At 67.6% G+C, this 21683-nt stretch carries 25 protein-coding genes and 2 pseudogenes; 10 read left to right on the top strand and 17 right to left on the bottom strand.

The features are described 5' to 3' along the window. Window positions 1–831: 831 nt before the first annotated feature. Together ACZ4XJ_RS24890 and ACZ4XJ_RS24895 are read left to right on the top strand one after the other, a co-directional pair. On the top strand, window positions 832–1347 hold the full coding sequence (locus tag ACZ4XJ_RS24890) for a hypothetical protein (protein WP_468497407.1): 516 nt from the start codon (window positions 832–834) through the stop codon (window positions 1345–1347). Between the two features lie 232 nt (window positions 1348–1579). Then, the gene (locus ACZ4XJ_RS24895) at window positions 1580–1849 is read left to right on the top strand and encodes a hypothetical protein (RefSeq protein ID WP_468497408.1); all 270 of its coding nucleotides are present in this window, start codon (window positions 1580–1582) and stop codon (window positions 1847–1849) included. A gap of 64 nt (window positions 1850–1913) precedes the next feature. Here the strand turns inward: ACZ4XJ_RS24895 and ACZ4XJ_RS24900 are convergent, their stop codons facing one another. Together ACZ4XJ_RS24900 and ACZ4XJ_RS24905 are read right to left on the bottom strand one after the other, a co-directional pair. After that, on the bottom strand, window positions 1914–2084 hold the full coding sequence (locus ACZ4XJ_RS24900) for a hypothetical protein (protein WP_468497409.1): 171 nt from the start codon (window positions 2082–2084) through the stop codon (window positions 1914–1916). A 58-nt stretch (window positions 2085–2142) separates the two neighbouring features. Beyond that, a complete protein-coding gene (locus ACZ4XJ_RS24905) occupies window positions 2143–2349 on the bottom strand; it encodes a hypothetical protein (RefSeq protein WP_468497410.1) in 207 nt (68 codons plus the stop codon). A 241-nt stretch (window positions 2350–2590) separates the two neighbouring features. Between ACZ4XJ_RS24905 and ACZ4XJ_RS24910 the strand changes: the two genes are divergently transcribed. Continuing rightward, entirely contained in the window at window positions 2591–2818 is a 228-nt protein-coding gene (locus ACZ4XJ_RS24910; RefSeq protein WP_052877024.1) for a hypothetical protein, read from the top strand. Window positions 2819–2849: 31 nt separating this feature from the next. Here the strand turns inward: ACZ4XJ_RS24910 and ACZ4XJ_RS24915 are convergent, their stop codons facing one another. Together ACZ4XJ_RS24915 and ACZ4XJ_RS24920 are read right to left on the bottom strand one after the other, a co-directional pair. Then, window positions 2850–3059 carry a hypothetical protein gene (locus ACZ4XJ_RS24915; protein WP_468497411.1) on the bottom strand — a complete coding sequence of 70 codons (210 nt, stop codon included), beginning with the start codon at window positions 3057–3059 and terminating at the stop codon, window positions 2850–2852. Between the two features lie 629 nt (window positions 3060–3688). Beyond that, window positions 3689–3877 (bottom strand): recombinase family protein, encoded by a 189-nt coding sequence (locus ACZ4XJ_RS24920; protein WP_362876000.1) that lies wholly within the window; start codon window positions 3875–3877, stop codon window positions 3689–3691. A 102-nt stretch (window positions 3878–3979) separates the two neighbouring features. Between ACZ4XJ_RS24920 and ACZ4XJ_RS24925 the strand changes: the two genes are divergently transcribed. After that, window positions 3980–4951: a quinone oxidoreductase family protein gene (locus tag ACZ4XJ_RS24925; protein ID WP_468497412.1), complete on the top strand. Its 972-nt coding sequence runs from the start codon at window positions 3980–3982 to the stop codon at window positions 4949–4951. A gap of 132 nt (window positions 4952–5083) precedes the next feature. Here ACZ4XJ_RS24925 and ACZ4XJ_RS24930 read toward each other — a convergent pair whose 3' ends face one another. Further along, window positions 5084–5893, bottom strand: coding sequence for a recombinase family protein (locus tag ACZ4XJ_RS24930; protein WP_468497413.1), 810 nt, complete (start codon window positions 5891–5893; stop codon window positions 5084–5086). A gap of 239 nt (window positions 5894–6132) precedes the next feature. Continuing rightward, window positions 6133–7029 carry an aminoglycoside phosphotransferase family protein gene (locus ACZ4XJ_RS24935; RefSeq protein WP_468497414.1) on the bottom strand — a complete coding sequence of 299 codons (897 nt, stop codon included), beginning with the start codon at window positions 7027–7029 and terminating at the stop codon, window positions 6133–6135. Window positions 7030–7224: 195 nt separating this feature from the next. On the opposite strand from ACZ4XJ_RS24935, the gene ACZ4XJ_RS24940 reads away from it, so the two are divergent. Further along, a complete protein-coding gene (locus ACZ4XJ_RS24940) occupies window positions 7225–7413 on the top strand; it encodes a hypothetical protein (RefSeq protein ID WP_468497415.1) in 189 nt (62 codons plus the stop codon). Window positions 7414–7765: 352 nt separating this feature from the next. Here ACZ4XJ_RS24940 and ACZ4XJ_RS24945 read toward each other — a convergent pair whose 3' ends face one another. Continuing rightward, window positions 7766–9250 carry an MFS transporter gene (locus tag ACZ4XJ_RS24945; RefSeq protein ID WP_468497416.1) on the bottom strand — a complete coding sequence of 495 codons (1485 nt, stop codon included), beginning with the start codon at window positions 9248–9250 and terminating at the stop codon, window positions 7766–7768. Between the two features lie 1927 nt (window positions 9251–11177). On the opposite strand from ACZ4XJ_RS24945, the gene ACZ4XJ_RS24950 reads away from it, so the two are divergent. Beyond that, the gene (locus tag ACZ4XJ_RS24950; RefSeq protein ID WP_468497544.1) at window positions 11178–11513 is read left to right on the top strand and encodes a GNAT family N-acetyltransferase; all 336 of its coding nucleotides are present in this window, start codon (window positions 11178–11180) and stop codon (window positions 11511–11513) included. 87 nt (window positions 11514–11600) lie between these two features. Here the strand turns inward: ACZ4XJ_RS24950 and ACZ4XJ_RS24955 are convergent, their stop codons facing one another. Further along, complete coding sequence (locus ACZ4XJ_RS24955; RefSeq protein WP_468497417.1) at window positions 11601–12011, bottom strand: transposase; 411 nt, start codon at window positions 12009–12011, stop codon at window positions 11601–11603. Between the two features lie 199 nt (window positions 12012–12210). On the opposite strand from ACZ4XJ_RS24955, the pseudogene ACZ4XJ_RS24960 reads away from it, so the two are divergent. From ACZ4XJ_RS24960 to ACZ4XJ_RS24970, 3 genes and pseudogenes are all read left to right on the top strand, one after another. Next, window positions 12211–12384 (top strand): annotated as a pseudogene (locus ACZ4XJ_RS24960) (hypothetical protein); the annotation flags it as partial. 108 nt (window positions 12385–12492) lie between these two features. Next, entirely contained in the window at window positions 12493–12792 is a 300-nt protein-coding gene (locus ACZ4XJ_RS24965; protein WP_362876008.1) for a hypothetical protein, read from the top strand. Window position 12793: 1 nt separating this feature from the next. After that, window positions 12794–13372 carry a dienelactone hydrolase family protein gene (locus tag ACZ4XJ_RS24970; RefSeq protein ID WP_468497418.1) on the top strand — a complete coding sequence of 193 codons (579 nt, stop codon included), beginning with the start codon at window positions 12794–12796 and terminating at the stop codon, window positions 13370–13372. A gap of 1169 nt (window positions 13373–14541) precedes the next feature. Here ACZ4XJ_RS24970 and ACZ4XJ_RS24975 read toward each other — a convergent pair. From ACZ4XJ_RS24975 to ACZ4XJ_RS25010, 8 genes and pseudogenes are all read right to left on the bottom strand, one after another. Next, window positions 14542–15432 (bottom strand): aminoglycoside phosphotransferase family protein, encoded by an 891-nt coding sequence (locus ACZ4XJ_RS24975; RefSeq protein WP_468497419.1) that lies wholly within the window; start codon window positions 15430–15432, stop codon window positions 14542–14544. A 306-nt stretch (window positions 15433–15738) separates the two neighbouring features. Continuing rightward, window positions 15739–15951, bottom strand: coding sequence for a hypothetical protein (locus ACZ4XJ_RS24980; RefSeq protein ID WP_468497549.1), 213 nt, complete (start codon window positions 15949–15951; stop codon window positions 15739–15741). A 270-nt stretch (window positions 15952–16221) separates the two neighbouring features. Further along, a pseudogene (locus ACZ4XJ_RS24985) lies at window positions 16222–16521 on the bottom strand (helix-turn-helix domain-containing protein); the annotation flags it as partial. A 10-nt stretch (window positions 16522–16531) separates the two neighbouring features. Next, complete coding sequence (locus tag ACZ4XJ_RS24990) at window positions 16532–16966, bottom strand: hypothetical protein (protein WP_468497420.1); 435 nt, start codon at window positions 16964–16966, stop codon at window positions 16532–16534. 277 nt (window positions 16967–17243) lie between these two features. Then, entirely contained in the window at window positions 17244–17879 is a 636-nt protein-coding gene (locus ACZ4XJ_RS24995; RefSeq protein ID WP_468497421.1) for an NAD(P)H-dependent oxidoreductase, read from the bottom strand. A gap of 178 nt (window positions 17880–18057) precedes the next feature. Further along, entirely contained in the window at window positions 18058–18180 is a 123-nt protein-coding gene (locus ACZ4XJ_RS25000; RefSeq protein WP_468497422.1) for a hypothetical protein, read from the bottom strand. After that, a complete protein-coding gene (locus ACZ4XJ_RS25005) occupies window positions 18177–18488 on the bottom strand; it encodes a hypothetical protein (RefSeq protein WP_468497423.1) in 312 nt (103 codons plus the stop codon). The genes ACZ4XJ_RS25000 and ACZ4XJ_RS25005 overlap by 4 nt, the downstream gene beginning before the upstream one ends. A gap of 116 nt (window positions 18489–18604) precedes the next feature. Beyond that, entirely contained in the window at window positions 18605–18931 is a 327-nt protein-coding gene (locus ACZ4XJ_RS25010; protein ID WP_468497424.1) for a hypothetical protein, read from the bottom strand. Between the two features lie 239 nt (window positions 18932–19170). Here ACZ4XJ_RS25010 and ACZ4XJ_RS25015 point away from each other — a divergent pair, with 239 nt between their 5' ends. Continuing rightward, the gene (locus ACZ4XJ_RS25015) at window positions 19171–20175 is read left to right on the top strand and encodes a hypothetical protein (RefSeq protein WP_468497425.1); all 1005 of its coding nucleotides are present in this window, start codon (window positions 19171–19173) and stop codon (window positions 20173–20175) included. A 292-nt stretch (window positions 20176–20467) separates the two neighbouring features. Here the strand turns inward: ACZ4XJ_RS25015 and ACZ4XJ_RS25020 are convergent, their stop codons facing one another. After that, entirely contained in the window at window positions 20468–21601 is a 1134-nt protein-coding gene (locus tag ACZ4XJ_RS25020; RefSeq protein WP_468497426.1) for a transglycosylase family protein, read from the bottom strand. Between the last annotated feature and the right edge of the window lie 82 nt (window positions 21602–21683).

Here is a 21683-nt window from a genome sequence, read left to right on the forward strand (position 1 = left end):
TCGGCGCAATGGGCGGCGCCTGGCTCGCCATGAGCCTCGTACGATGCTACGGGCGCGCCGTCCCCCAAGCCGGTGCCCTGCTCGCTGCCGCCGCCCTGACCGGCCCACCGACCCCTGCGACAGTTGCCGGGCCTGGGGCAAATTCAGCGGGCGCCACTGCCCGACCTGCTACATGTTCGGCCGCAGCCACGAAACGGCCACCTGCGGCGGCAGTCGACGCGTCCCACCGCTGAGGTGGAATTACTGCCGTCTGTGCTGGTGCCAGGCCCGCCTCAACGCCCAGACCGCTGCCGGTCCGCTGACCGCCGAGGCCGATGCAAGAGCCCGGCTCCAGGCCGTCCGGCACCACCAGTTGTTCTTCGTCGGCCTGCACCACCGCAACGAGCCGGCACCCGCCCCTGCACAGCGCGGAGGACGACGGGGACCGCCACGCAAGCTGCCGCCCGCGCCGGCCTGGCGGCCCAGTGCCGACTGGAGTCAGCTGCCGCTGTTCGAGCAAATCCCGCGTGACTACAGCCGCCTCGACCCGACAGCTGTCGACCTGACCAGCCCGTGGCCGGCCTGGGCGAAGTACCTCGCTCACCAGGTCGCCGAGGCGCGGGGATGGGGACGCAACATCCGCTTCGCCGTGAACCGCGGCCTGGCCCTGGTCCTCACCGAGCACGTCGAGGGCGATGTCATCCGTCACAGCGAGATCTTCACCCAGCGCTCCGGGCCCGCGACCCGCCAGTCGGGCAGCCTCCGCGCGGGCTCCGTTGGAGCAAGCTGCCGAGCAGAAGCACCAGTGAAACCTGTTCGACCGGGACCCGAGATTGAAGCGAACATGGGCGGATGCCGTCGACCGAAGCAGCAGCCAGCGAACTACAGGACCGCGCCACTCTCTGGAGCGTGGGCGAGATCCCTGCAAGTGATGTCGTCAGCGCGGCCTGTGACGCGCTCGTCGCCGGCCTGGACAGCCCCGGACTTCGGGGGCTGGCCGCCTGCACACGCGCCGAGGCGGACTACGACGTGCACGACTTGCTCCCCGAAGCGCTCGATGAGCTCGGCCTCATTCTCTATCCGGCTGCCAGCGAGGCCGGCCAAGAAGCCGCCGCGCGAGCGCTCGCACGACGCATGCTGGCCGGCGAGCTGAAACCTTGGGAGCTCACCTTCCGGATCAACCAGCGCTACGGGCATGAGTTGCCCCTGACTGCACGGCTCGCCGAACTCGATGACGAGTACGCCTTCCTCGAATACGGCGGCGACAAAGCAGTAGCTCAGATCGATGCTGAGGTCACGGCCGAAGCCCGCCGCCTTGCCACAGTCCACCCCCGCGTTCCCGCCGAACCCATGGACTGCCCCACCTGATGCACACGGACCGACCAGCGAGTTCCCGCTGAACAAGCTTCAGTTTCCCTGAACCCACGGGGCTCTACGGCCTCGGGGCTGGTAGGCCCGCATGTTCAGAAGTCGCGTATTCGCCGTCGCCGCCAGTCGATCGACACCCTGTGTCGATGCTTTGCGGCATGATGATCGCCGTGAACACCGAGGTACTGATAGATGTCTGGCAGCGGCTTCTTGCCGACCCCCGAAGTCGTGGGTGCTGTTCGAGCATGGCACTTGTGTCGTGCTGACCGCTCCGGAAGGGAAGCTGGCTGAACAGGCCACCACCCTCCTGAAGGAGTTCGGCCCGGTGCATGCCGGATCTTCGGCAGGAGGTTTTGGGGTGATCGACCTCAAGGACGCCGAGGGATGGTCACCGGGCACCCCAACGACGTCTTTACCTATGTCGGCCCTGATGAGCCTCAAGATCAGTCGGAGAGCGCTGTGGGGCTGTTCGGACGCTCCAAGCGCCATCGGGATGGCATAGAACTTCACGTCGTCCACGTTGAGGACAAGCGAGGCTCAGCCGACTCAGCGTGAGTGCTCACGTGTCACCGCTCGTGGTCACCGGGGGCGTATCGGCTCCAGGTGCCACCGGCCTCGGTGACGAGCCGGGTGGCGGTTTCGTCGTGATAGCCGAGGGCCTTGGCGATGACCGGCGCGGGGGGCCTGGAGGACGAGGTGCCGAATGGCGGAGGTCCGTGCTCGTTGGGCCGGGACACCGAGGTCACGGAGGGGGCCCAGCAAGCTGGTCGGGTTCGCTTGGCCGGTTCGGCAAGATCAACGGACGAAATTGCAGACCTTGTCGGCCGGGCACGGCTCGCCACCGCCGGGGCTGTTGGTGAGCGCTATCAGGAAGAACACCGCCATCAGCAGCAAAAAGCCGCCTATGACGACCCACAGCGCATTGCGGCCGTACCAAGCCGTCATCTTCTCGCGCCGGGTGCGGCGAGCCGGGCCGGCCGCGTCGTGACGGTCACCCGTCATGATTCCCCCCAGGATTGCTCACTCTGCGGACATGAGTACCTGGGCTATTCCCACCTCTGCCCGACGGCATGCGGATCGCCCGGGGGCGCTTGACTGGTAGGTCCGCAGGTTGAGGTGTCGCGTGTTGCAGCTTGGATGGCTCTCATTGGTCACTCTGGGTGGCGAGGCCGGTGTTCGTGGTGCGTCCTCGGACGGATAGGTTCACCGTGGTGTGTTCGAGCCACTTCTGGAGGGGTCACCGGTGGACATCGTCGCGATCATGGAGGCGCTGGCCGAACAGGGCATAACCGTGCTGTTCAAGGCTGATGCTGAGCGGATGGCAGAGAGGCGGAAGCCCTGGACGTTCGTGGCCAGTGGCGCCCCGTTGCGTGACGACATCCTCGTGCGTACCGATGCTGCGTCGGTGGAGCAGTGCCTCGAAGCCTGCCTGCCTCGCTTGCGCGAACTGGGCTTCACGTTTCCCGAGTGACGAGGCATGCCAGTTGGAGCGGCGCGACAACTCACCGTGTGTGGTCACCGGGGGCGTATCGGCTCCAGGTTCCCCCGGCCTCAGTGACCAGGCGGGTGGCGGTCTTGTCGTGGTAGCCGAGTGCTTTCGCGATGACGGGGGCCGGGGCTGGGAGGACGAGCTGACGGATCGCGGAGGTTCTGCTGCGCTGCGGAGGGACGCCGATCTCGCGCAGGTGGGCTTGCAGGCTGACCGGGTTCATTGGCTGTCCAGGCTGACGGCCGGGGAAGAGCACTGTGAACTCCTGCTGCTGGCGTAGGGCAGGTGCCGGCGAGACTGCATGTAGGCCCGCATCAGGTCGCCGACGGGCTTCGGCAGCGGGGACGGCGGTTCTCCCAGCCGGACGGTGACGACGGTCTCGTCGTCGATGACATCGTCGATGGTGAGGCGGACGATGCGGCTGACAGCTTGCGCTTAGAGGAGGACGAGGGCGCTGGCGACCTGCGCCCGCAGGGGCCCTGCCGCAGAGCGGCCTCGATGGTGGCGTCCAGGACGCGACGCAGGGAGCGGGTGCGGAAGTCGGAGGAGACGCAGGTGTAGATCGCGGTGGTGGAAGCGTGGTCGTGGCCGACCTGCTGCTGGACGAACAGAGCGGGTCGTGGCCGTCCTCGATCAGGTGCGTGATGTAGGACCTGCGCAGCGAGTGAAACTCCAGGGCGGGATCCAGGCCGATGGCGTCCCGGTAGGCGGCGAAGCGGGAGTCCAGCCGCTGGACCCCGACCCGCGGGCCGCGCTCGGACGGCCACAGGGCCCGGCTGGTCGAGTGCCGCATCCCGGGCCGGACCTCGCTGATCCACTCCTCGATCGTGACGGGCGTCCAGTGCCGGACGGTCAGAACGCTGCGGCGCTTGGGCGGAGACCCCGTCTCAGCACAGAGCGGGACAGGCGGTCGAGCCGGGTGGCCTTCAGGGTGTCGCTCTCGCGCAGCAGCTGCATCACGAGGTCGAGCTTCGGGCGGGATGCCTTCGCACCGCTCGCGGTGTCGACGTGGATGTTGTCGCGGTCGACGCCGGCCCGCATGTCGCTGACCTGAACGTGACGGCTACGACACCTCACCGCGAGCGGAAATAGGATCGCCACGAGTGGAGTTGGTGAGGGAAGTTTGCCGTTTCAGGAGGGGTCATGCGAGCGATTCAGGTTTCCGAAGTGGGCGGTCCCGAGGTGCTGCGATTGGTCGACATTGATCAACCGACGCCGGGCCCGGGCCAGGCGGTCGTGGAGGTCGCCGCGTCCGGCGTCAACTTCCTCGACGTATACCACCGCCAGGGCCGGTACACCCTCCCGCTGCCATTCATCCCGGGCACTGAGGGCGCGGGCACGGTCCTCGAGGTTGGACCCGGCGTCACCCACGTCGCTGTGGGAGACCGGGTCGGCTGGGTGGATATTCCCGGCACCTATGCCGAGCAGGCCGTCGTGGACTCCTCCCGGCTCGTGCCCCTGCCCGACGGCGTCGACTTCGAGGCCGCCGCCGCCGTGCTGCTGCAGGGCATGACGGCGCACTACCTCGTCAAGGACGCCTACCCGGTCCAGCCGGGCGACACGGTGCTCGTGCACGCTGCTGCCGGCGGCATGGGGCTTGTGCTGACCCAGCTCATCACCCATCTCGGAGGCAGGGTGATTGGCACGACCTCGACACCGGAGAAGGCCCAGCTGGCGCGGCGCGCCGGGGCCGCCGAGGTGATCCTCTACTCGGCAGTGGACGATCTCGCGGCCGAGGTGAAGCGGCTCCATGGCGGCCAAGGCCTGCCTGTCGTCTTCGACGGCGTCGGCAGGGACACCTTCAATGCGAGCCTCGCCAGCCTGCGAACCCGCGGCCACCTGGTGCTCTTCGGCGCCGCGAGTGGTGCAGTGCCACCCTTCGACCCCATCCGGCTCGCCCAGGGCGGTTCGCTGACCCTGATCCGGCCAAGCCTCGGGCACTTCATCGCCGATCGGTCCGAACTGCTCCGGCGCGCCGCCGACGTGCTCAACTTGGTGCGTACCAAGGCGCTTGAGACCACCGTGACGGCCCGCTACCCGCTCGCCGAGGTCGCCCAAGCTCACCGCGATCTGGAGGCTCGGCGTACCACCGGCAAGCTACTCGTCATCCCCTAGGCACGGGGTATGAAAAGCAGCCGGTAGCGGATTTCCCCAGGGAGACGCCTACTGCGGCATTGGGGGGGGACAGCGGTACAGCGGTTAGCGCTAAGCCGGTGACCACGGGATCGGGGCAGGTCGTGCGCGGGCCTACCGCATCTCGGCGTTCGGGTGGTGCTGGGCCTGGAGCCGTGCGCGGAGGTCGATCTCCTTGGAGGTGAGCGGGTCCTCGGGCCCGCGGATGCGTACGGGCTTGGGCCGCAGGGGCAGGCCGTCATCCGCCGCGGCGGCCTCGGCTTCCGCGAGCGCCCGGTAGAGCGGGGCGACCGACGGGGACTTGCCCGCGTTCTTCCCGACCTTGATGGTCAGCTTCTTCGCGATTTCGGGGATGGCGACACCCTTGTCCTTGAGCGCGACGGCGAAGGTGAGCATATCGTCGTCGATGACCTTCGGGCGTCCCCCGTGGTTGCCCTTGGACACGGCGATCACCTGGCCTTCGACGGTCTTCTCCCGGATGTAGTTCCGCTCGATCTGCCCGGCGACGGCCAGGACGGCGAAGAACATGGCGCCCATGCCGTTGGGGTCGTAGATGCCGGTGAGCGGGCTGGTGAGGAGTTCGAGCTGGATGCCGCTGGCTTGGAGCTCGGCGGACAAGGTCATCAGTTCGGCTGCGTTCCTTGCAAGGCGCTTGAGCTCGTGCACCGTGAGGATGACAGGCGTCTCGGGGGCGGCCTCCTTGAACTGGTGGGCCAGGGTGAGCGCCTTCTCCAGCTCGGGCCGGATCTTCACTCGGGTGCTGATCTGCTCCTTGAAGACCTTGTGGCACTCCGCCCGGTAAAGGGCTTCGAGCTGGCTCGCCAGCTCCTGGTGCGGGCGGTCGACGTCCCCGCGTACCCGATCCGGACCGGCCGCTCGGTCCGGGGCGCGGGCACGACCGCGAGTACCGCACCCTGCTTCCACGCGCGGCCGGGGTGGCGGTCCGCGGGGACGAGGACGAAGCGGGGGGTGTGGTACTTCGCGGCGGTCTTCCCGCCGCGGGTGCGGCAGGCGGAGCCATCGGGCGTGCGTCATAGTTCGGGCAGCCGTGACGTTCTACCGCCAATGCGGCCCGATCGGGCGTGAGATCCATGCGGGGCGTCTCTCAGAAGTGCCTGGCACAACACGTGGGTTTCGAGAGGACTTTCTTGAAGAAGCGTGCGTCAAACGCCCTTCAGAACACGATCAAGTGCCGCCCGGCCTGCAGGTCCCCAGTGCAGCTTGCCGCCGGGAAGGCCCCGATCTCCGTTCTGCCCCATGAGCATCAGGAACAGGCTCTTCATAGCAGCCAACCCGCGGGCGCGCCGGATCGCCGCCTCGTCTGCATGCGCGTACACGTCGAAAAACCGTGAGGCCATGCCCGCGGGCAGTAGCACCCATGCGGCGGCGAGGTCCCACGCTGGATCGCCGGCGAACATGTCGCCGAAGTCGACGATGCCGGAGAGCGTTCCGTCCGAGACAACGACGTTCGCGGGATGGAGGTCGCCGTGCACCCACACCCGCGGGCCTTCCCACGCTTGGGCCGCAACGGCGTCGTCCCAGACGGCCCGGACGTCGGCAGCGATGTCGTCCGGGGCAACGGCCTGGAAGAAGTTCTCGAAGCCCTCCGTGCAATTCCTGGGATGGCCGCCGCGGTCCGTAGCGATCGGTGCCTCGGGGGGCGCCTCCACATGGAGTGCCCGGAGGAAGCCCGCTAGCGTGTCGGCCGCGTGGGCGCCGCGGCTGATCGAGCCGTGGTCCAGCGGCTCGCCGGGAACCCACGTCATCACGGTCCAGTGCTTGGGGAAGCGCTCGGACGGTTCGCCGAACCGCACGGGGGTCGGCACCGGGAGCGGCAGGCGTGGGGCCAGCACGGGGAGCCACCGCCGTTCCTTGAGCTGGAGCTCCGGGGTGGGATCCATGCGCTGCATGCGCACGGCCAACTCGCTCCCGAGGCGCCACATTTGGTTGCCCCAGCCGCCCGCCACCTCGCGGATGGCCAGCCCGGCAAGGTCTGGATGTTGCTCCTGCAGCAGGTCACGGACCAGGTCTGGGGTGATCTCGATCTCGGTGTCGGTCATGCGAAGTCACAGTACTGAGGCGGCAGACGGAGCGGGCTCTCGCTCTCCGGAACATCTCGCTGCGACCCTCGTGCGTCACCAATTCGGTTTCAGAAGCTACGGATCAGAGGCTCGGGACAGACCGGCCCCAAGTTCAGAGAACTCTGCGTCCGCTGCTCCCTCCTGTGCCCAGACCCCGCCCAGCGCGGCCGACTCGTGGAGATCCGTGACAACCTCCTGGACCGGATCACCGAAGCCGAGCACGAAGGATGGCTCGGCGAGATCGAGGGCCTCCGCGTCAGCCTCGCCGGGGCCGAAGCCAAGACCAGGCAGGTCGACGGGGCGACGGCTGGCAGGCCCGTGTTGCTCGGCCTGCCGGTGCCACGCCCTGCACCCTGGGGGTGATCCGGCACTGAGAGGAAGAGCGTGCGTCGGCCGGGTATGTCGCCGAGCCGTCCGCCGGTGATCAGTCCGACGCGACGGTAAGCGAGAACCCGGAGGTCAGTCACTGCGCCGCGGCCGGTCCGGCGCCGGTCGAGGATGTCCATGAGCGCGGCAACCAGGAGTACCACGACGGCGATCCGGGCGGCGCGGTCATTTTCCACAGCCGGCCCGGCAGGCCGTGAGCCGGGGGCTGTGCGGCGTGATGCGGCTCGGTGCCGAGCGTGGAAGAAGGAGGCACGGCGGAACTCGTGATTCAGGAGGGCAGGCGGGCCGGGGACGGCGGTGCCGGGTGCCGCCGCCCCTGGGATGTGGCTCAGTCGGTCGGGCTGTCTGCTCGCTTGGGCAGGCAGAACATCAGGGCCCACATCAGGGCGAGGAGGCCGCAGACCCACCACAGCACGGCGACGAACGCGTCGCGGTTGACCGCCCCGTCGGGCGACCCGCCGGTGATGGCGAAGAACACCACGGCGGTCAGCGCGGTGCCCAGCGCGATGCCCAGGTGAATGGCGGTGTTGAACAGGCCCGAGGCCGAGCCGGCGTCCTCGTGCAGGACCCTGGCCAGCGACAAATCGGCGAGCGGGCCGGAGACCATGCCCAGGCCGAAACCGACCAGCACCACCGGAACGGTCATCGCCAGCAGGGTCAGGTCGGCCTGGTGGCTGCCGATCTGGAGCCCGTAGGCGATCATCGCAGCAGTCGCGATGAGGGCTCCGGCCTGCGGCAGACGGCGGGCGAAACGTCCGCCGGTCCTCGCCGCGATGGTCGCGCCGCCCAGTTCTCCCACGGAGAGCAGTACGAAGGCCACTGCTGCCTCAAGCGGGCTCAAGCCGAGTCCGCGTTGCAGGTACAGCGTCCAGGTCATGAAGAACAGGCCGCACAGCAGCCCGTGCATCAGGTCCGCGGCCATGCCCCCGGAGAACTGCCTGACCCGGAAGAGGGACAGGGCCACCAGCGGGGCGTTGTCCTGCCTGCGCCACTGCTGGCGCAGGAAGACACCGAGGCCAAGGAGGCCGGCGGCGAGCATGGCGAAGCACCACAGCGGCCATCCGTGGGCGTGGCCCTCGGTGAGCGGGAAGAGGATCAGGACGATGGCCAGGCCGGACAGCAGCATGCCGCCCAGGTCGAGCCGGTCGGCCTTGCGGACGGTCGATTCGGGGATGAACTTGCGTCCCAGCAGGAGTACGGCCAGCCCGACGGGCACATTGATCAGGAAGATCGGCCGCCAGGACAGCCCGAACAGGTCGGCCTGGGTGAGCACGCCGCCCAGGACCGGGCCCAGGACGTTGGCGATGGCCAGGACGGCCCCGTACAGGCCGAACGCCTTGCTGCGGTTGTGGCCTTCGAAGGTGACGTGCATGGTCGCCAGGACCTGCGGAATCATCACTGCCACGCCGACGCCCTGGAGCAAGCGGGCGCCGATGAGCACGCCCGGCCCGGTGGCCAGGCCGCACAGCAACGAGGCGGCGGTGAACACGACGGTGCCGATGAGGAGGATCCTGCGCCGGCCGTAGATGTCACCGAGCCGTCCGCCGGTGATCAGTCCGACGGCGACGGGCAGCGAATAGGCGGTGGTCAGCCACTGCACCGCGACCGGTCCGGCACCGGTCGACTCCTGGATCGCGGGCAGGGCGGTCAGGACGACCGACTGGTCGAGCATGTTCATCAGCTCGGCGGTCAGCAGCACCAGGAGGGCGATCCAGGCCCCCAAGGCCATCTTCGAGGGGCCAGGCGAGGGGTGGGCCGAGGTCTGGGTAGTGGTGGTGTGCTCTGGCTCGTTGTCGAGCGCGGAGGAAGACAAAACGGGAACTCCTGATCCAAAGGAACCGGAGAGCCCTGCCGACAGCCGCACCGCAGCCGAAAAGATCAGAGCCCGGAGCAGACGGCAGAGCTGCACCCGGGACAGAGAACTGCGGGGATGGGTGACGCAACTCAGGCCAGCGCGACGTCCGCCCCCGGACACGTGCGACAACACAGCACGCGGGGAACACGGACGACTACATGGCCTGGTTGATAGGACGTCACCTCAAGATCGACACAGATTGGAACAAGAACTCCGGTCACCGCCACCGACACCTCGGCGCAGGGACCTGTGCACCATACGACATCCCCAGGCGCCGCCGCACAGCAGATAGCCGACCCCCGAAACGATGTTCGGCCCGCGTCCACCACACATCGGGAAGGTTCAGAGAAGTGACCAGGCCGAAGCTGATCGCCCCGGACCAGATGGGACGCATCGCACCTCCTGCGTTAGCCCCTCTTTCCAGCGTGGCACTACCCCAGCCACTCCGGCCCGCTGAACAGGTCCAGCCGGCGCACCACAGGACCGAGGTTGCTGCGGGTAGTCGTTCAGGCCTACGCCCGGCTCACGTCGCGGGGCCGCCGCCGCGCCACTCGAAAAGCCCTCCATCAAGATGGACGTCGTCGGGGTCGAGGCCGGCGCGACGCAGAAATTCGAGGAGGTCGCCGGGCCCGAAGGCGCGCCCGAGGATCGGGCCGTCGACCCGTACGCGTCGCCCGCCCTGGTCGTCGGGCGGAGTCGGTACCCCGGACAGAAAGCCTCGGAGGGCAGGCAAGCGCGCTCATACCAGCAGGAACCGGATCGCGTCTCCCGTGCGGAAGGGCCGCAGTGCCAGGTACAAAAGTCCACTTCCGGGCCCCGACGCGGAAGCGATCGCCGAGATCAACGAGTCGGTGTTCCCGCCCTGGTGCGAAAGGCTCACGGGCGTCATCGCCCCGACCCAGGGCAGGCCGACGTCGGACGAGTCCTCGCCACCGGCGAGTCCTACGCCCGCCCCGCGCACCACAAGCAAGGAACCAAGCCCCGGCGCACTGGCGAGACGACCCGTTCCGACGCCTAATCCTGGGCGCGAAGCCGTCCCCGGATCTGGCATGCCGGCCCCGTGAACAACAAGATCAGAAAGGACGATGCCGCGTAGTCGGCCGTCCCAAGTCCGCGCCTCCGGACGTCACCCGAGGCGGCAGGCGCATGAAACACCAGCACCTGGGCTGCCGCGTGGCTCGGGCAAGCTTGCCGGAGCGGTTTCTCGCCTCGAGCACGATCGGCTCTGGCCTGGGGCGATAGCCCAGGCCTTGCAGCAGTGGTCGCGAACAGCCCACCGCCCCAGTGGTGCTCTCGCCGGCGGTTGCGGTTGCCCTTTGTGCAACCCCTTCTGCACAACCGACGAGCGGGGCGTTCTGGAAGCGGCCATGCACGCTCTTCCGCCACAGGCGGCGCGTGAACTGCGGCGTCTGGTGAAACCGCTCGACGACCTCTACATCGCCAAAACCTGGCCCGACCCCTTCGCCTCACCTGACGACGGATGGTGGGTAAGACGCTGCTGGGGATAGGCCTACGTCGATCGCTGCCCCAGCACCGTTGCCTGCCCATCAGAGTCCTTAAACGGCAAGTTCAGTGAGTGTTTGACAACCTAAATGCGCAGGTCACAGGCCGAGCGAGCATCTGGAAAGCCTGGACTTGAGAAGCCCGGAATCATCCAATACAGGATGACATCGTTTTGGGTAGGTAAGCGTGTACGTCTACCCGGTATTGAGCCTGGTGACGCGACAGCGTTCATGCGTTTCGCGTAAGACGAGGAGGGCCTGGGGGGCCTGGTCAGCCCGCCTCGGTCCGCGGAGGGATACCGCGTCTGGGCCATGAACGGGCGACTGCCAAGCCCAATGGCGACCGCTTCCAGCCAGCAGTTGAAGCCGTCGGTACAGGGGAAATAGTTGGGGCCGTTGGCTCGCACCAGGCTGACACGCGTACGGGCTGGTTCGAGTACGGCGTCACGATCGGTGCTGAGCATCGCCGTAAGGGCTACGCGGCAGAAGCTGCGGCCTTGCTGCTTCGCTTCATGTTCGATGAGAACCGGTACCACAAGTGCCAAGTGCGGATCTTCGCCCACAACGAAGCGTCACTGGCTCTCCACCGGCGGCTCGGCTTCGTAGAGGAGGGCCGACTGCGTGAGCTCGTGTACTTCTCCGGTCGCCACCGCGATGCCGTGGTGATGGGCATGCGCGCCGACGAGTTCGCCCAACTGCACTCCATGACCACCACCTGACGGTCTTCAGTGCCCAGAGGACGATTCCGGGCCGGGCAGCGGGGGCGAGGCGGTGGACACGCCGGAGATGTCTCCACCGCCCCCGGTTTAGTTGCTCGCTACGGGCTGCTTCTTCGACCAGTCGGCGCGGGGTCCCCTGCGGGTCGAGCGCCGAGTCATGAGTGTGACGAATGCCCAGTTCAGGTGGGTTTCAGAGTTCCGCGGAGGCCGTTCATAGTCCAGGACGTTGCGGCGGCATTTCATGATCCAGCCGAGGGTTCGTTCGACTTTCCAGCGCCGGGGCAGAACGACGAAGCCCTTCGCGCCGCGGGGGCGGGAGACGGTTCTGAGAGTCATCCTCAGGAAGTCGTCGGACCAGCTCACGAGCTGGCCGGCGTAGGCGGAGTCGGCCCAGACCTGGGTGATCTGCGGCTGCATCACCCGCAGGCGCACCCGACCAGCCGGTCCGGCGGCGTCGCCCGGCCCGGCACCCGCCCGGGCGCCTGGCACTGCCGTCATGCCCTTCCTCGCCGCAGACCTCGCCGACGCGGGCGCCGACGAGCAGAGCGAGTACAGCGATACGTGCACAACCGACGGCGACGACCCCGAACAGGACATCGCATGAAAACCGCTGCCGTTCCCGAACCCCGCACCGCCGCTGCCATGGCCGCTCGCCGCCGCAGGACCGAGACCCGCCCTCCAACGGGTCCGGGAAGCCATCGCCCGACTCCGACGCGAGAAAGCCCAAGTCAGCGTCGCGGCAGTCGCCCGCCGCGCGGACGTCTCCCGAACCTTCCTCTACGACAATCCCGAGGCCAGAGCCGCCGCCGCCACCGCCATAACTGAGGGCGGCGAACGCCGGTCCCAGATCCTCACCGAGCAGGACAGCGAACGTGAGGCGACCTGGCGCGAACGTGCCCTGCACGCGGAGGAGGCCCTCAAGGCAGCCCACGGCGAGATCCTCGCCCAGCAGACCCGTATCGGCGAACTCCTCGGCCAAGTGCGGGACTTGCAGGCCGAGTGGACCGAGGAGGCAATCCAGCGGATCACCACCGAGAACACCACCCTCAAGCAGCGGATCCGCCAGCTCACCACCGACAACCGCACCCTCGACGAGCGCCTCAAGGGCCGCACGCTCCAACCTCCGCTTCCAAGACCGACGCGTCGCCGATCTCGAAGCCCGCCTCACCGATCCGGCTTCAACGATCGGACCCCGTCCGGCTACGACCCGCAGATGTCAGTGGCGCGGGACATACTCGTGCTGCGGCGCCGCCCGGGCACCGCAGCACGAGGGGAGTGACATGGCTGAGGTGCTGGTTTTCCACCACGGGCACGGGCTGACCGTCGGCGTCCGTCAGTTCGCCGAGCAGCTGCGACAGGCCGGACACACCGTCCACGTCCCGGACCTGTTCGAGGGGCAGGTATTCGACAGCCTCGCGGAGGGCATGGGTTACGCCGAGGACGCCGAATTCGGCTCAGTCATCGCGCGCGGAACCGCCGCCGCCGAGGGGCTGCCTGCGGAACTGGTCTACCTAAGGTTCTCGCTCGGCGTCCTGCCGGCGCAGAAGCTGGCCCAGACCCGCCCCGGCGCAAAGGGTGCGCTGCTGCTGGAGGCATGCGTTCCGGTCACGGAGTTCGGCGGCGCCTGGCCCGACGATGTCCCGGTCCAGGTCCACGGCATGGACGCGGATCCGTTCTTCGCCAGGGAGGGCGATGTGGACGCAGCCCGGGCGCTCGTCGCGACGGCGGCGGATGCCGAACTGTTCCTCTACCCCGGCGACAGGCACCTGTTCACCGACAGCAGCCTGCCTTCGCACGACGAACACGCCGCAACGCAGGCTACCGATCGAGTGCTGGACTTCCTCAACCGCATCAAATAGCCCGGCATTTCGGCCAGGACTACCAAAGCCAAAGGCAACCCGCTCCAACCTCCACTTCCAAGACCGGCGTGTCGAGGAGCGCGCCGCCCAGGCCCGCGTCGAGTTCGCCTCCCTCCTGGGCACCGCGCCCAGCGCGGAAGCGGAGGTGAAGGCCCGCGGCCTCCTGAAGCGCCTGGGCGCCAGCCAGGACGCGGCAGCCGCGTAGTGGCGGCCATCGCTCCAGCCGTCTTTGCGCACTTGCCCTGCACCCTGCCCAGGAGTCGCTTTCCCTGGCCGCTTTCCACGACCTCCCCGGTCAAGGTGGTGCCGGGGGGAGCTGCTCCAGGGTTGACCGTCAGCCGCCTGCCGGCACCGCTCAGGGCGTCGACGGCCGCCCCCGAGTCCGCGCACAGCCGGGCTGCCGCCTCGGTTCGCCTCTTCCACATCTCGAAGTCGTGGCTGTTGACGAGTTCAGGAAAGTCCCCTTCCCAATGGATGTCGCGGTCCCCCTCCACGGTGATGAGGTGCATCCGGCAGGTCTGGCGGAACCCTTCGTAGTCCTGAAACTTCCGATCCTCGACGAAGGTGACGACCTCGATGAAGACCGGACCGATGCGAACGTCACCCGGCCCGCCGCTGGCCTTCACCGGCTCCCGCTCGACCAGTGGACCACACGCGGTGGAAGTAGTCCTGAGGCTTGCGCAGGTCCAGGGCGTGGACGTCGTCGAGGAGACCAAGGCCGGTAAGGGCCTTCTCCAGGCCGTCGATGGCGCGGGGCGGTGGGCTCGAAGTAGCGGTGGAGGTAGTCGGCGGTGGCGTCGTTCGGGGCACCCCCGGCCAGCAGTCGCCACTGTTCGCGTTTGCGGCGCCAGTAAAAAAAGGACGAACTTGTCGCAGTTGTGGCAGTCAAGGTTCCAGGAACAGGCGCCGCCGTCGACGACGGGCTGGAAGGTGCAGAACCCGCGCTCATGGGGTGTGCTGCGGCGCGCGAGGTCGATGGCAAGGGCCTGGGCCTGCTCGCGGGTCAGCGCAGTGGTCGGCCCGGTGAGGACTTCACCGGGCCTGGGGCTGCCGGGACCGGAGACCCAGACGTGCTGCAGGACGTCCTCCAGATCGGACTGAGTCAAGTGTGTGGTTCGCTCGTCGTCTCAGCAGAGCTGGTTCGCCAGGTTGTTTGAGGAGATCTGTCATCACTCCATCGACTCCAGAATGCGGTCGAGTGTCCGGCGCCCCATTCTGCTCATCGTCGGATTGCTCTCGACGTAGTACCAGACAACACCCATCGCCTGTTCGAACGCCCATGCCTTGCCCCGCTCCCACTCCGGATCGTCACAGACCAGTGTCCGCCGGAGCACTTCCCGCGGGCCTGTATCCAACAGGTGCCAGGCACTCACCAGATCCAGGGCGGGGTCGGCCGGACCGAAGCCGCCGGTGTCGAGCACGCCGCTGAGCCGGTCTCCCGCGACCAGCACATTGCCGGGAATCAAGTCACCATGACTCATCACGTCGGCACCCGTGCGCGGCAATTCCCGAAAACGACTCCACACTTGGCGCAGCCGGGGCACATCGAGCAGCCCCTTACTCTCCTCGAAGCACTTCGCCATCCAGTCGTCGTGGTGAGCGAGAACTCCGCCACGATTTTCGCCGCTGAAAAGCCGCCCCCTCGTCTCGGCCTCTCGCAGGGCGGCGATGAAGGCCGCAAGGTCCTCGGCAAAAGTGTCCGACCCACTCGGGTCGGCGTCAAAGGCGACCGTTCCCGGCAGCCATGTCTGGACCGACCACGGCATGGGGTAACCCGCTCCAGGCTTTCCCAAGGCGACGGGCTCCGGAGCGGGAAACCGAGACACCTGTGCCAGCTCCGCGCTCGCCTGGGCTTCCTGTTCCAGAACCGCCAGCGCCTCGGCAGCATCGGCCAGACGCAGGGGGAAACGCGCAGAGAGGTCGTTCCCGATGCGGAAGATGGCGTTGACCGTCCCGGTCGACGATACGCGTCGGATCGCCTTGCCGCTCCACTGAGGGAACTGTTCTCCGATCAAGGTCGCAACGATCTCGGCGGTCACGTCCACTTGGTCATCGTGCATGGTCAACCCTCGCAAGCTCTTCCACTGGTCCAACTCGAAATGCCGGAAGCAGACCAGATAAACTGAGACGACAGCCAGTATCCATAGGCCAGAGTCCAGATCAACTGAGATTTTCGACCACCCAGGTGTCTCAACCGTTCTGGTCGCCCCAGGCCACAGCGGCAACTTCGACCCCGATCATTTGAGACGGGACATCGGAGGCCAAGCCCCTGAGTCACCGGTCCAACTTCGTTGGCAAGCGGTCCAACTCCAAAGACAGAGGACAACCACGCCGACAACCACAAGGGACATGACCGGGGATCGCCTCTACAGGGTGATGCGGACGCGGGCTGGGGTGAGTTCGATGTCGCTATACCGGGCGCCGTTGCGTTGGGTGACCCAGTAGCCGTCGCCGGCCTTGCGGCCGGTGAAGACCACTTCGTAGGTGCCCGGCCCGCCGGGGCTGGACCACTGGCAGTTGAACGAGGTTGGTCCGTCCGCGGCGATGTCCTTGCAGGGGTTGTCCTCGGATCCCGTCACGTAGACGCGCTGCTCGTGTCCTGCCTGGTGCCGTCGAAGGAGCTGTGGCGTAGGTGGTCGCCGTCGGGGGACGGGTGGACGGCGTGGAGTTTTCCGCCGAAGGAAGCCACCGCCACGCCGCGTCGGCTGGCGTGCGCGGGGGTGAGAGGGCGGTGCGTGAGTGTTCGAGTGTTTCTGTCGTCGCCTGATGGTGTGGGTAGGGGCGGAATTCGCTGGTCCGCAGCCGGTGGTCTGTTGGGGTGGAGGGGTGAGTGAACGCAAGCCGTACCCAAGCGAACCGCTTGCGGGGCTGCAGAGCGAGCGTTGGCCCGAGGTGGTCCATGATGCGGTCCGCGGCCGACTTCGAGACCCCGAACAGCGGGGCAAGCCGGCCCATCGTCAAGTGCGTTCGCCAGTACGCCGCAACCAGTAGGGCCCGGTCCTCCAGGGGAAGGCTCCACGGCCGGGCCTTGCGGACCGCGTCCGCACCCTCGCGCCGCAACACGGTCACCAGCTTCCCGAAACAGCGCGGGCTCAGCCCGCTGAACGGGCTATCCAAGACGGCTCCGACGCCGTGATCACACCAGCCACACCGAGATCATCACACCCCGGTCAGGCGGAGGTCCCCAGCCCAGCTTTCACACCGGACCCGACCCGTGGGGAAGGAGATCTCCAGGGCCATGCGCCCGGTGTTCGGTTCGTGGTCCTCTCGCACCGCCAGAACGCTCTCCCCGAGGTGGTCTGCGAACGGCGTCTCCTCGCCGATCGCTCCCACTGTGATCAGCCCCGAGACGCCCATGTCGTAGCCGGCGTGCGGCTCCGACACCTCAACGATCAGACACCAATCCGATCCAGTCGTGATGTGAATACTGGCACCCCGATCATCGATCAGCCACACATCCAACGGGCCGACGGGGTCATCACTGCCGTACACGTGCCACGACCCGACGGCCTGTGCAAGCCGCCGCCCCACCAAGCTCTGCCCGCCCACCCCAGCGCCGTGAAGCAGGCACTCGTTCGACTTCTCAGAATCCATCGGCCGACAGTACCGCCGACGGACCTCCCAGCTCGCAGCCTTGAACGGGACAAGCCTTGGGGTGCGGCTGTACACCGCGCGGAGCTTCGCGGTGGCCCCGGCCGCCAGTGCAGCAGGACATCTGGGGCCTGCGGGTCGCCAGGTGCCGGAGGACTGACCGGCTTTCGGACGGCGGGATGTGACGTAGAGCGAGCGGCCGCCGCCAAGCCCCCGCCCCCGAGGCCGGGGGTTCGCGGCAGCGAAGAGCCGGCCGGCCTCGGGTGGCCTGGTCCTGTTCTCACGCCAGGAGTGCGGCTGCTTGGCGGCGCGCTTGCTCCAGCCAGGAGGCGCGCTCTCGCTCGGTCGAGTCGCCAACGGTTCGAAACACCGTGCGTCGTACGTCGCCGACGCCGACGTACGGCAGGACACATGCCGACCAGATGTGTTGGAGCGGGTCTCCGAACTCGCTTTCCTCGCGTGCGGCGGGAGTGTCGGAGGTATTCAGCACGAGTGCCTTCCCCGCACGCAACAGCCCGGCGGGTTCGCCTTCCGCGACCCCGAGCTTGTAGGCCACACCCGGCACAAGCACCCGTTGCACCCAACCCGCGAGAACTGCGGGTGACATCCCCCACCAGTTCGGATGGATGAACACCAGGGCGTCCAAGGTGGCCACCAAAGCGCGGTGGAGCGCCACCTGTTCCTCGTGAGTGTGCTCCGCCGACTCGACCGTGCCTGTTTCGGCCGCGGTCAGCAGCGGTGCGAAACCGTCGGCGTATAAGTCGTGCGCCGACACTACGGCTCCCTGTCCGCGCAGCTCCGCCACGACGGCATCGAATATCGCGTGGTTGAAGCTTCCCAACCGCGGATGGGCCACATACACCCCTACACGCACCTGTCCCCCAGTTGTTTCGAACCGATCCGTACGCTCCCTCATGGCCCGTGCCGCTCCTCCTCCGCCTTGATCTCGGCGTTCCCGTCTCAACGGACCTGCATCAGGCTCGCCGTCATCGGCGGGCCGGTAGGCCCATGCGAGGACACACTGCTCATGGCCGGTTCCTGAGTTCAGCGGGGGCCGACCCGTCACGGAGCCCCCCCGGTGGGCATAGGGGTGCTCAGAGCGGGTTGTTGGCCCGCTGGTCGATGTCGAGGGTGAGCCGGAGGGTGTCCAGCACGCTGTCGGGCCCGATCTGGTTCTCGGCGTCGCCGCGCAGCACGGCCAGGACGTGGTCGATCATCGCGGTGTACTGGTCGGCCGGCGGCAGATCCAGCTCCCGCTGCCCTCGGCGGTGTAGGCGGTGACGGTGCCGGTCTGTTTGCCGTCGAAGCCCATCGTGGACGTGGCGTCCAGCACCCCGTGCTCGAACGTGGCGGTGTAGCCACCCCGCGCCCCCCATGCCGTGGGCATCAGGGAGGAGATCGAGTTGCGCGCCGCCGCACCGTCGAAGCCGAAGGCAGCGTCGATCGCGGCGGAGTCCTTGTCGCGTGCGACGGCGTTCACTGTGACGTCCTGGGGCAGGCCGAGGGTACGGGTGACGATGTCCATGTCGCTGTTGCATCGCCTGCAAGGGCAGGACCTTCAGCCCGAGGGACGCGCCCGGCCACAGGTGGGCGGTCCTGTTCCACAAGGTCAGCTGCTCAGCACCTCGCAAAGCCCTGGGGCTACTGGTGCGGTACGTGCCCGGTTCCGGTCGGCTCTGCAGTGTCCGCCTCGACTGCGGTGAAGACGAGCCGTCCCTCGACCCCTGCTTCGACGACCTTGACCAGTAGTGTGCTCGCGTCGTCAAAGCGCAAGGTGAAGTACGGATCGAGCTGCATCAGGAAGTCGAAGCTCTCCCTGTCCTCCGCGGCCAGAAGAGATTCGAGGGTCGCCTCGGATGTCCGGTTGTCTCCGGTGGCACGGACCGCGACCTGCACACGGAGCCTGCCCAGACACGTCGAGCGATTGGCCCACCATTCAAGCGTCGCGGTGCCCTCGTAGCTATCCATGGTCCGAGTATCGCGAGCGAGCAGGCAGCCATGTGTCAGCTATGCAGAATCTGAGGTCACAAGATCGTGTTATGGGCTCTTAAGATGTCCCACTGCCGGTAACGGGTGGTAGGGCGCCTTCCATGTGTCGGCAGTCGCGTCCCGGACTCTTTGTTTCCCGTGCGGTGGCCCGCGGCATCCGGAAAAGTTGCTCTACGCCGCCCGATAACCAGTCACAACCAGCAGCACAGGGGAACATCATGCAGATCAAGGCGATCCTTCGGCTCGCGGTTGCAACACTCACGTTATGGGGCACGAGCGCACTCACACTGGCACCGGAGGCCTGGGCAGTCTCACCGGCTTTCGAGTACCAGGTGACACGGACAGCAACGGGGTACAAGGACATCCCCGGCACGAACGTGGTGTTTTCCGCTGCGGCGGGCGAGAAGTCGTACCTGTGGTCCCGCAACCTCACCATCGCCGGTGACGCCACTCTCAGGGCGGGAGACAACATCGGCTCCACCGCGGCTGTGCGCTGCCGGCAGTCCAATGGCCAGGAAGTGCCGGCAGACACCGAAGCCGGGGCGTACTGGGCAACGAACCAGGTACCGCCGAACGAGAAGTCAGTGGCCCCGTACCTGAGGTGGGTCTTCACCGCACCGACCGCAGGAACCTACGACTGCCGTCTGTCGGTGACGAGTTACTCCTCCGTCATCCATAGTGGGCGCAAGGTCACGATGACGGTTCCCGCCGGAGTGCAACTTGCCCGCCAGCCGTACACGACAGCCGCCCGCTGGACCCTACCCAAGCTCGGCGAAGCCAAAGGCACCGTCATCGCCCACGGATCGACACACACCACCCTCGGTTACACCTACACCCCCGGCGAGGGCGACGACATCACCGTCGTCCAGGACGCCGCACTGACGACATGCGTGGCCAACTCCCCCATCTGCGGCGGGGAAGGTTCCAGCACGTACACCGGCACCCAAACCGAATCCTGGGTCGAGGCCCAGCCACAGAACCCCGACGGCACAAAGTGCGGCGGCCCAATCAAGGGCGGCATCGGCAAATGGAACATCTCCGACGCCAAGCACCACCAGAGCGCCACCAACGTCCTGCACCTGACAAAGGCACAGCTCGGAGGCTGCACCCGGATCCGTACCGTCCTCAAGATCCGTCACGTGGACGGCAATCCGGTCAACCTCCACTTCGGTTGGGCACCCGGCCAGATCGCCGCTACCCACGGACTCGCCTTCACCTACTGACCGGCAGACCTCGGTGCACGGGCCCCGGGAAGACCGATCCCCCAAGGCCACATCCCAGCCCGGTCACTGCTGAAGGCCTGCAACCACGACCCGCAACGACCCGGATCCCGGCCCTCCGCCCACTGGCAGGTACGCACACCACCCTTGGCACGCGAGCTGGAGGACTGGGGGGTCGGCTCCCGGTGCCGGAGTGCCGCAGGCAGCAGCAGGCCGGCTGACCGTCCGGGTCGGCGGGGGACGGTGCGAAGCCGCCCGGCTGCCGGGCGGCTCACGTGCGTCGGGGTGTGTCTGGTCAGATGAGGTGGCTCATGCCGCCCCAGCCCTGGCCGATCTTGACGCCGGCCTTGAGGCTGTTGCTCATGCTGGCGTAGTGGTAAAGGTCGCCGGTGGAGGCCATGGTGGCGACCACGTCGGTGCGGCCGTCGCTGTTGATGTCTGCGAGGGTGATCTTGTCGATGCCGGACCAGTTCTGGCCGATCTGGATGGCGGGGGCGACGCCGGTGCTGGTGCCGACGTAGAGGTTCAGGTCGGCGGTGGAGTTGACCACGGCGACCAGGTCGGCGCGGCCGTCGCCGTTGAAGTCACCGGCGGCCAGCTTGGACATGCCGCCCCAGCCCTGCCCGATCTGCTTGGTGTAGGTGACGTCCGTGCCGGTTCCCGAGTAGAGGCGCAGGGTGGCGTCGTCCTTGCGGACGCCGACGATGTCGGCCTTGCCGTCACCGGTGAAGTCACCGGCCACGAAGTCGGACATGGCGTTCCAGCCGGTGCCGATCCTGGTGGTGGACTTGAAGCCGCCACCGCCGTTGCCCAGGTAGAGGTACAGGTCGCCGGTCGAGGCGTCGCGGGCGATCAAGTCGCTGTCGCCGTCGTTGTTGAAGTCGGCCGCCTTGACCTTGTCCATGGCGCCCCAGCCGGCGCCGACCTCGCGGGAGGTGAACTGACCCGCGCCGTTGCCGGCGTACATGCGCAGCTTGTCGTCGCTCGCGCTCACGCCCAGCAGGTCGTCATTGCCGTCGCTGGTGAAGTCGTGGTCGCGCTGAACAGCGGGCTGCGTCGGGTACGGATCCCGGCCGTCGGAGCCGAGACCGGCGGCAGGGCCGCAGGTGGGCCAGGCGCCTTCACCCTGACCGGCGAGGACCTTCTCGCCGATGAGTATCTGCTCCGTCTTGGAGGCTTGGTGGGGGTACGTGGCGTACGCGCCGCCGCCGTAGGCGTCCCAGGTGGACTTCGAGAACTGCAGTCCGCCGTAGTAGCCGTTGCCGGTGTTGATGGACCAGTTGCCGCTGCTCTCGCACTGGGCGACCTTGTCCCAGGTGGCGACGGACGCAGCGGAGGCGGGGGCCGCGGCGGCCAGGGGGATCAGGACGCTGAGGGCGGAGGCGGCCAGGAGCGTCAGGGCGGAACGGCGCAGGGCGTGTTGGGACATGGCGAGGCGGACCTTCATCTCGTACGACGCGGCAGGGGGGAAGGAGTGGAGTGAGGAGGGAGAAGCAGTGGTGGGGAAGGCC

Source organism: Streptomyces sp. NPDC029836 (assembly GCF_055574495.1).

Bases quoted from the DNA above. Each gene is read 5' to 3' on its own strand.
- ACZ4XJ_RS24890 (WP_468497407.1), top strand. From the start codon at position 832: ATGCCGTCGACCGAAGCAGCAGCCAGCGAACTACAGGACCGCGCCACT.
- ACZ4XJ_RS24905 (WP_468497410.1), bottom strand. From the start codon at position 2,349: ATGACGGGTGACCGTCACGACGCGGCCGGCCCGGCTCGCCGCACCCGG.
- ACZ4XJ_RS24915 (WP_468497411.1), bottom strand. From the start codon at position 3,059: ATGAACCCGGTCAGCCTGCAAGCCCACCTGCGCGAGATCGGCGTCCCT.
- ACZ4XJ_RS24920 (WP_362876000.1), bottom strand. From the start codon at position 3,877: ATGCGGGCCGGCGTCGACCGCGACAACATCCACGTCGACACCGCGAGC.
- ACZ4XJ_RS24925 (WP_468497412.1), top strand. From the start codon at position 3,980: ATGCGAGCGATTCAGGTTTCCGAAGTGGGCGGTCCCGAGGTGCTGCGA.
- ACZ4XJ_RS24935 (WP_468497414.1), bottom strand. From the start codon at position 7,029: ATGACCGACACCGAGATCGAGATCACCCCAGACCTGGTCCGTGACCTG.
- ACZ4XJ_RS24955 (WP_468497417.1), bottom strand. From the start codon at position 12,011: ATGACGGCAGTGCCAGGCGCCCGGGCGGGTGCCGGGCCGGGCGACGCC.
- ACZ4XJ_RS24970 (WP_468497418.1), top strand. From the start codon at position 12,794: ATGGCTGAGGTGCTGGTTTTCCACCACGGGCACGGGCTGACCGTCGGC.
- ACZ4XJ_RS24975 (WP_468497419.1), bottom strand. From the start codon at position 15,432: ATGCACGATGACCAAGTGGACGTGACCGCCGAGATCGTTGCGACCTTG.
- ACZ4XJ_RS24990 (WP_468497420.1), bottom strand. From the start codon at position 16,966: ATGGATTCTGAGAAGTCGAACGAGTGCCTGCTTCACGGCGCTGGGGTG.
- ACZ4XJ_RS24995 (WP_468497421.1), bottom strand. From the start codon at position 17,879: ATGAGGGAGCGTACGGATCGGTTCGAAACAACTGGGGGACAGGTGCGT.
- ACZ4XJ_RS25000 (WP_468497422.1), bottom strand. From the start codon at position 18,180: ATGATCGACCACGTCCTGGCCGTGCTGCGCGGCGACGCCGAGAACCAG.
- ACZ4XJ_RS25005 (WP_468497423.1), bottom strand. From the start codon at position 18,488: ATGGACATCGTCACCCGTACCCTCGGCCTGCCCCAGGACGTCACAGTG.
- ACZ4XJ_RS25010 (WP_468497424.1), bottom strand. From the start codon at position 18,931: ATGGATAGCTACGAGGGCACCGCGACGCTTGAATGGTGGGCCAATCGC.
- ACZ4XJ_RS25015 (WP_468497425.1), top strand. From the start codon at position 19,171: ATGCAGATCAAGGCGATCCTTCGGCTCGCGGTTGCAACACTCACGTTA.
- ACZ4XJ_RS25020 (WP_468497426.1), bottom strand. From the start codon at position 21,601: ATGTCCCAACACGCCCTGCGCCGTTCCGCCCTGACGCTCCTGGCCGCC.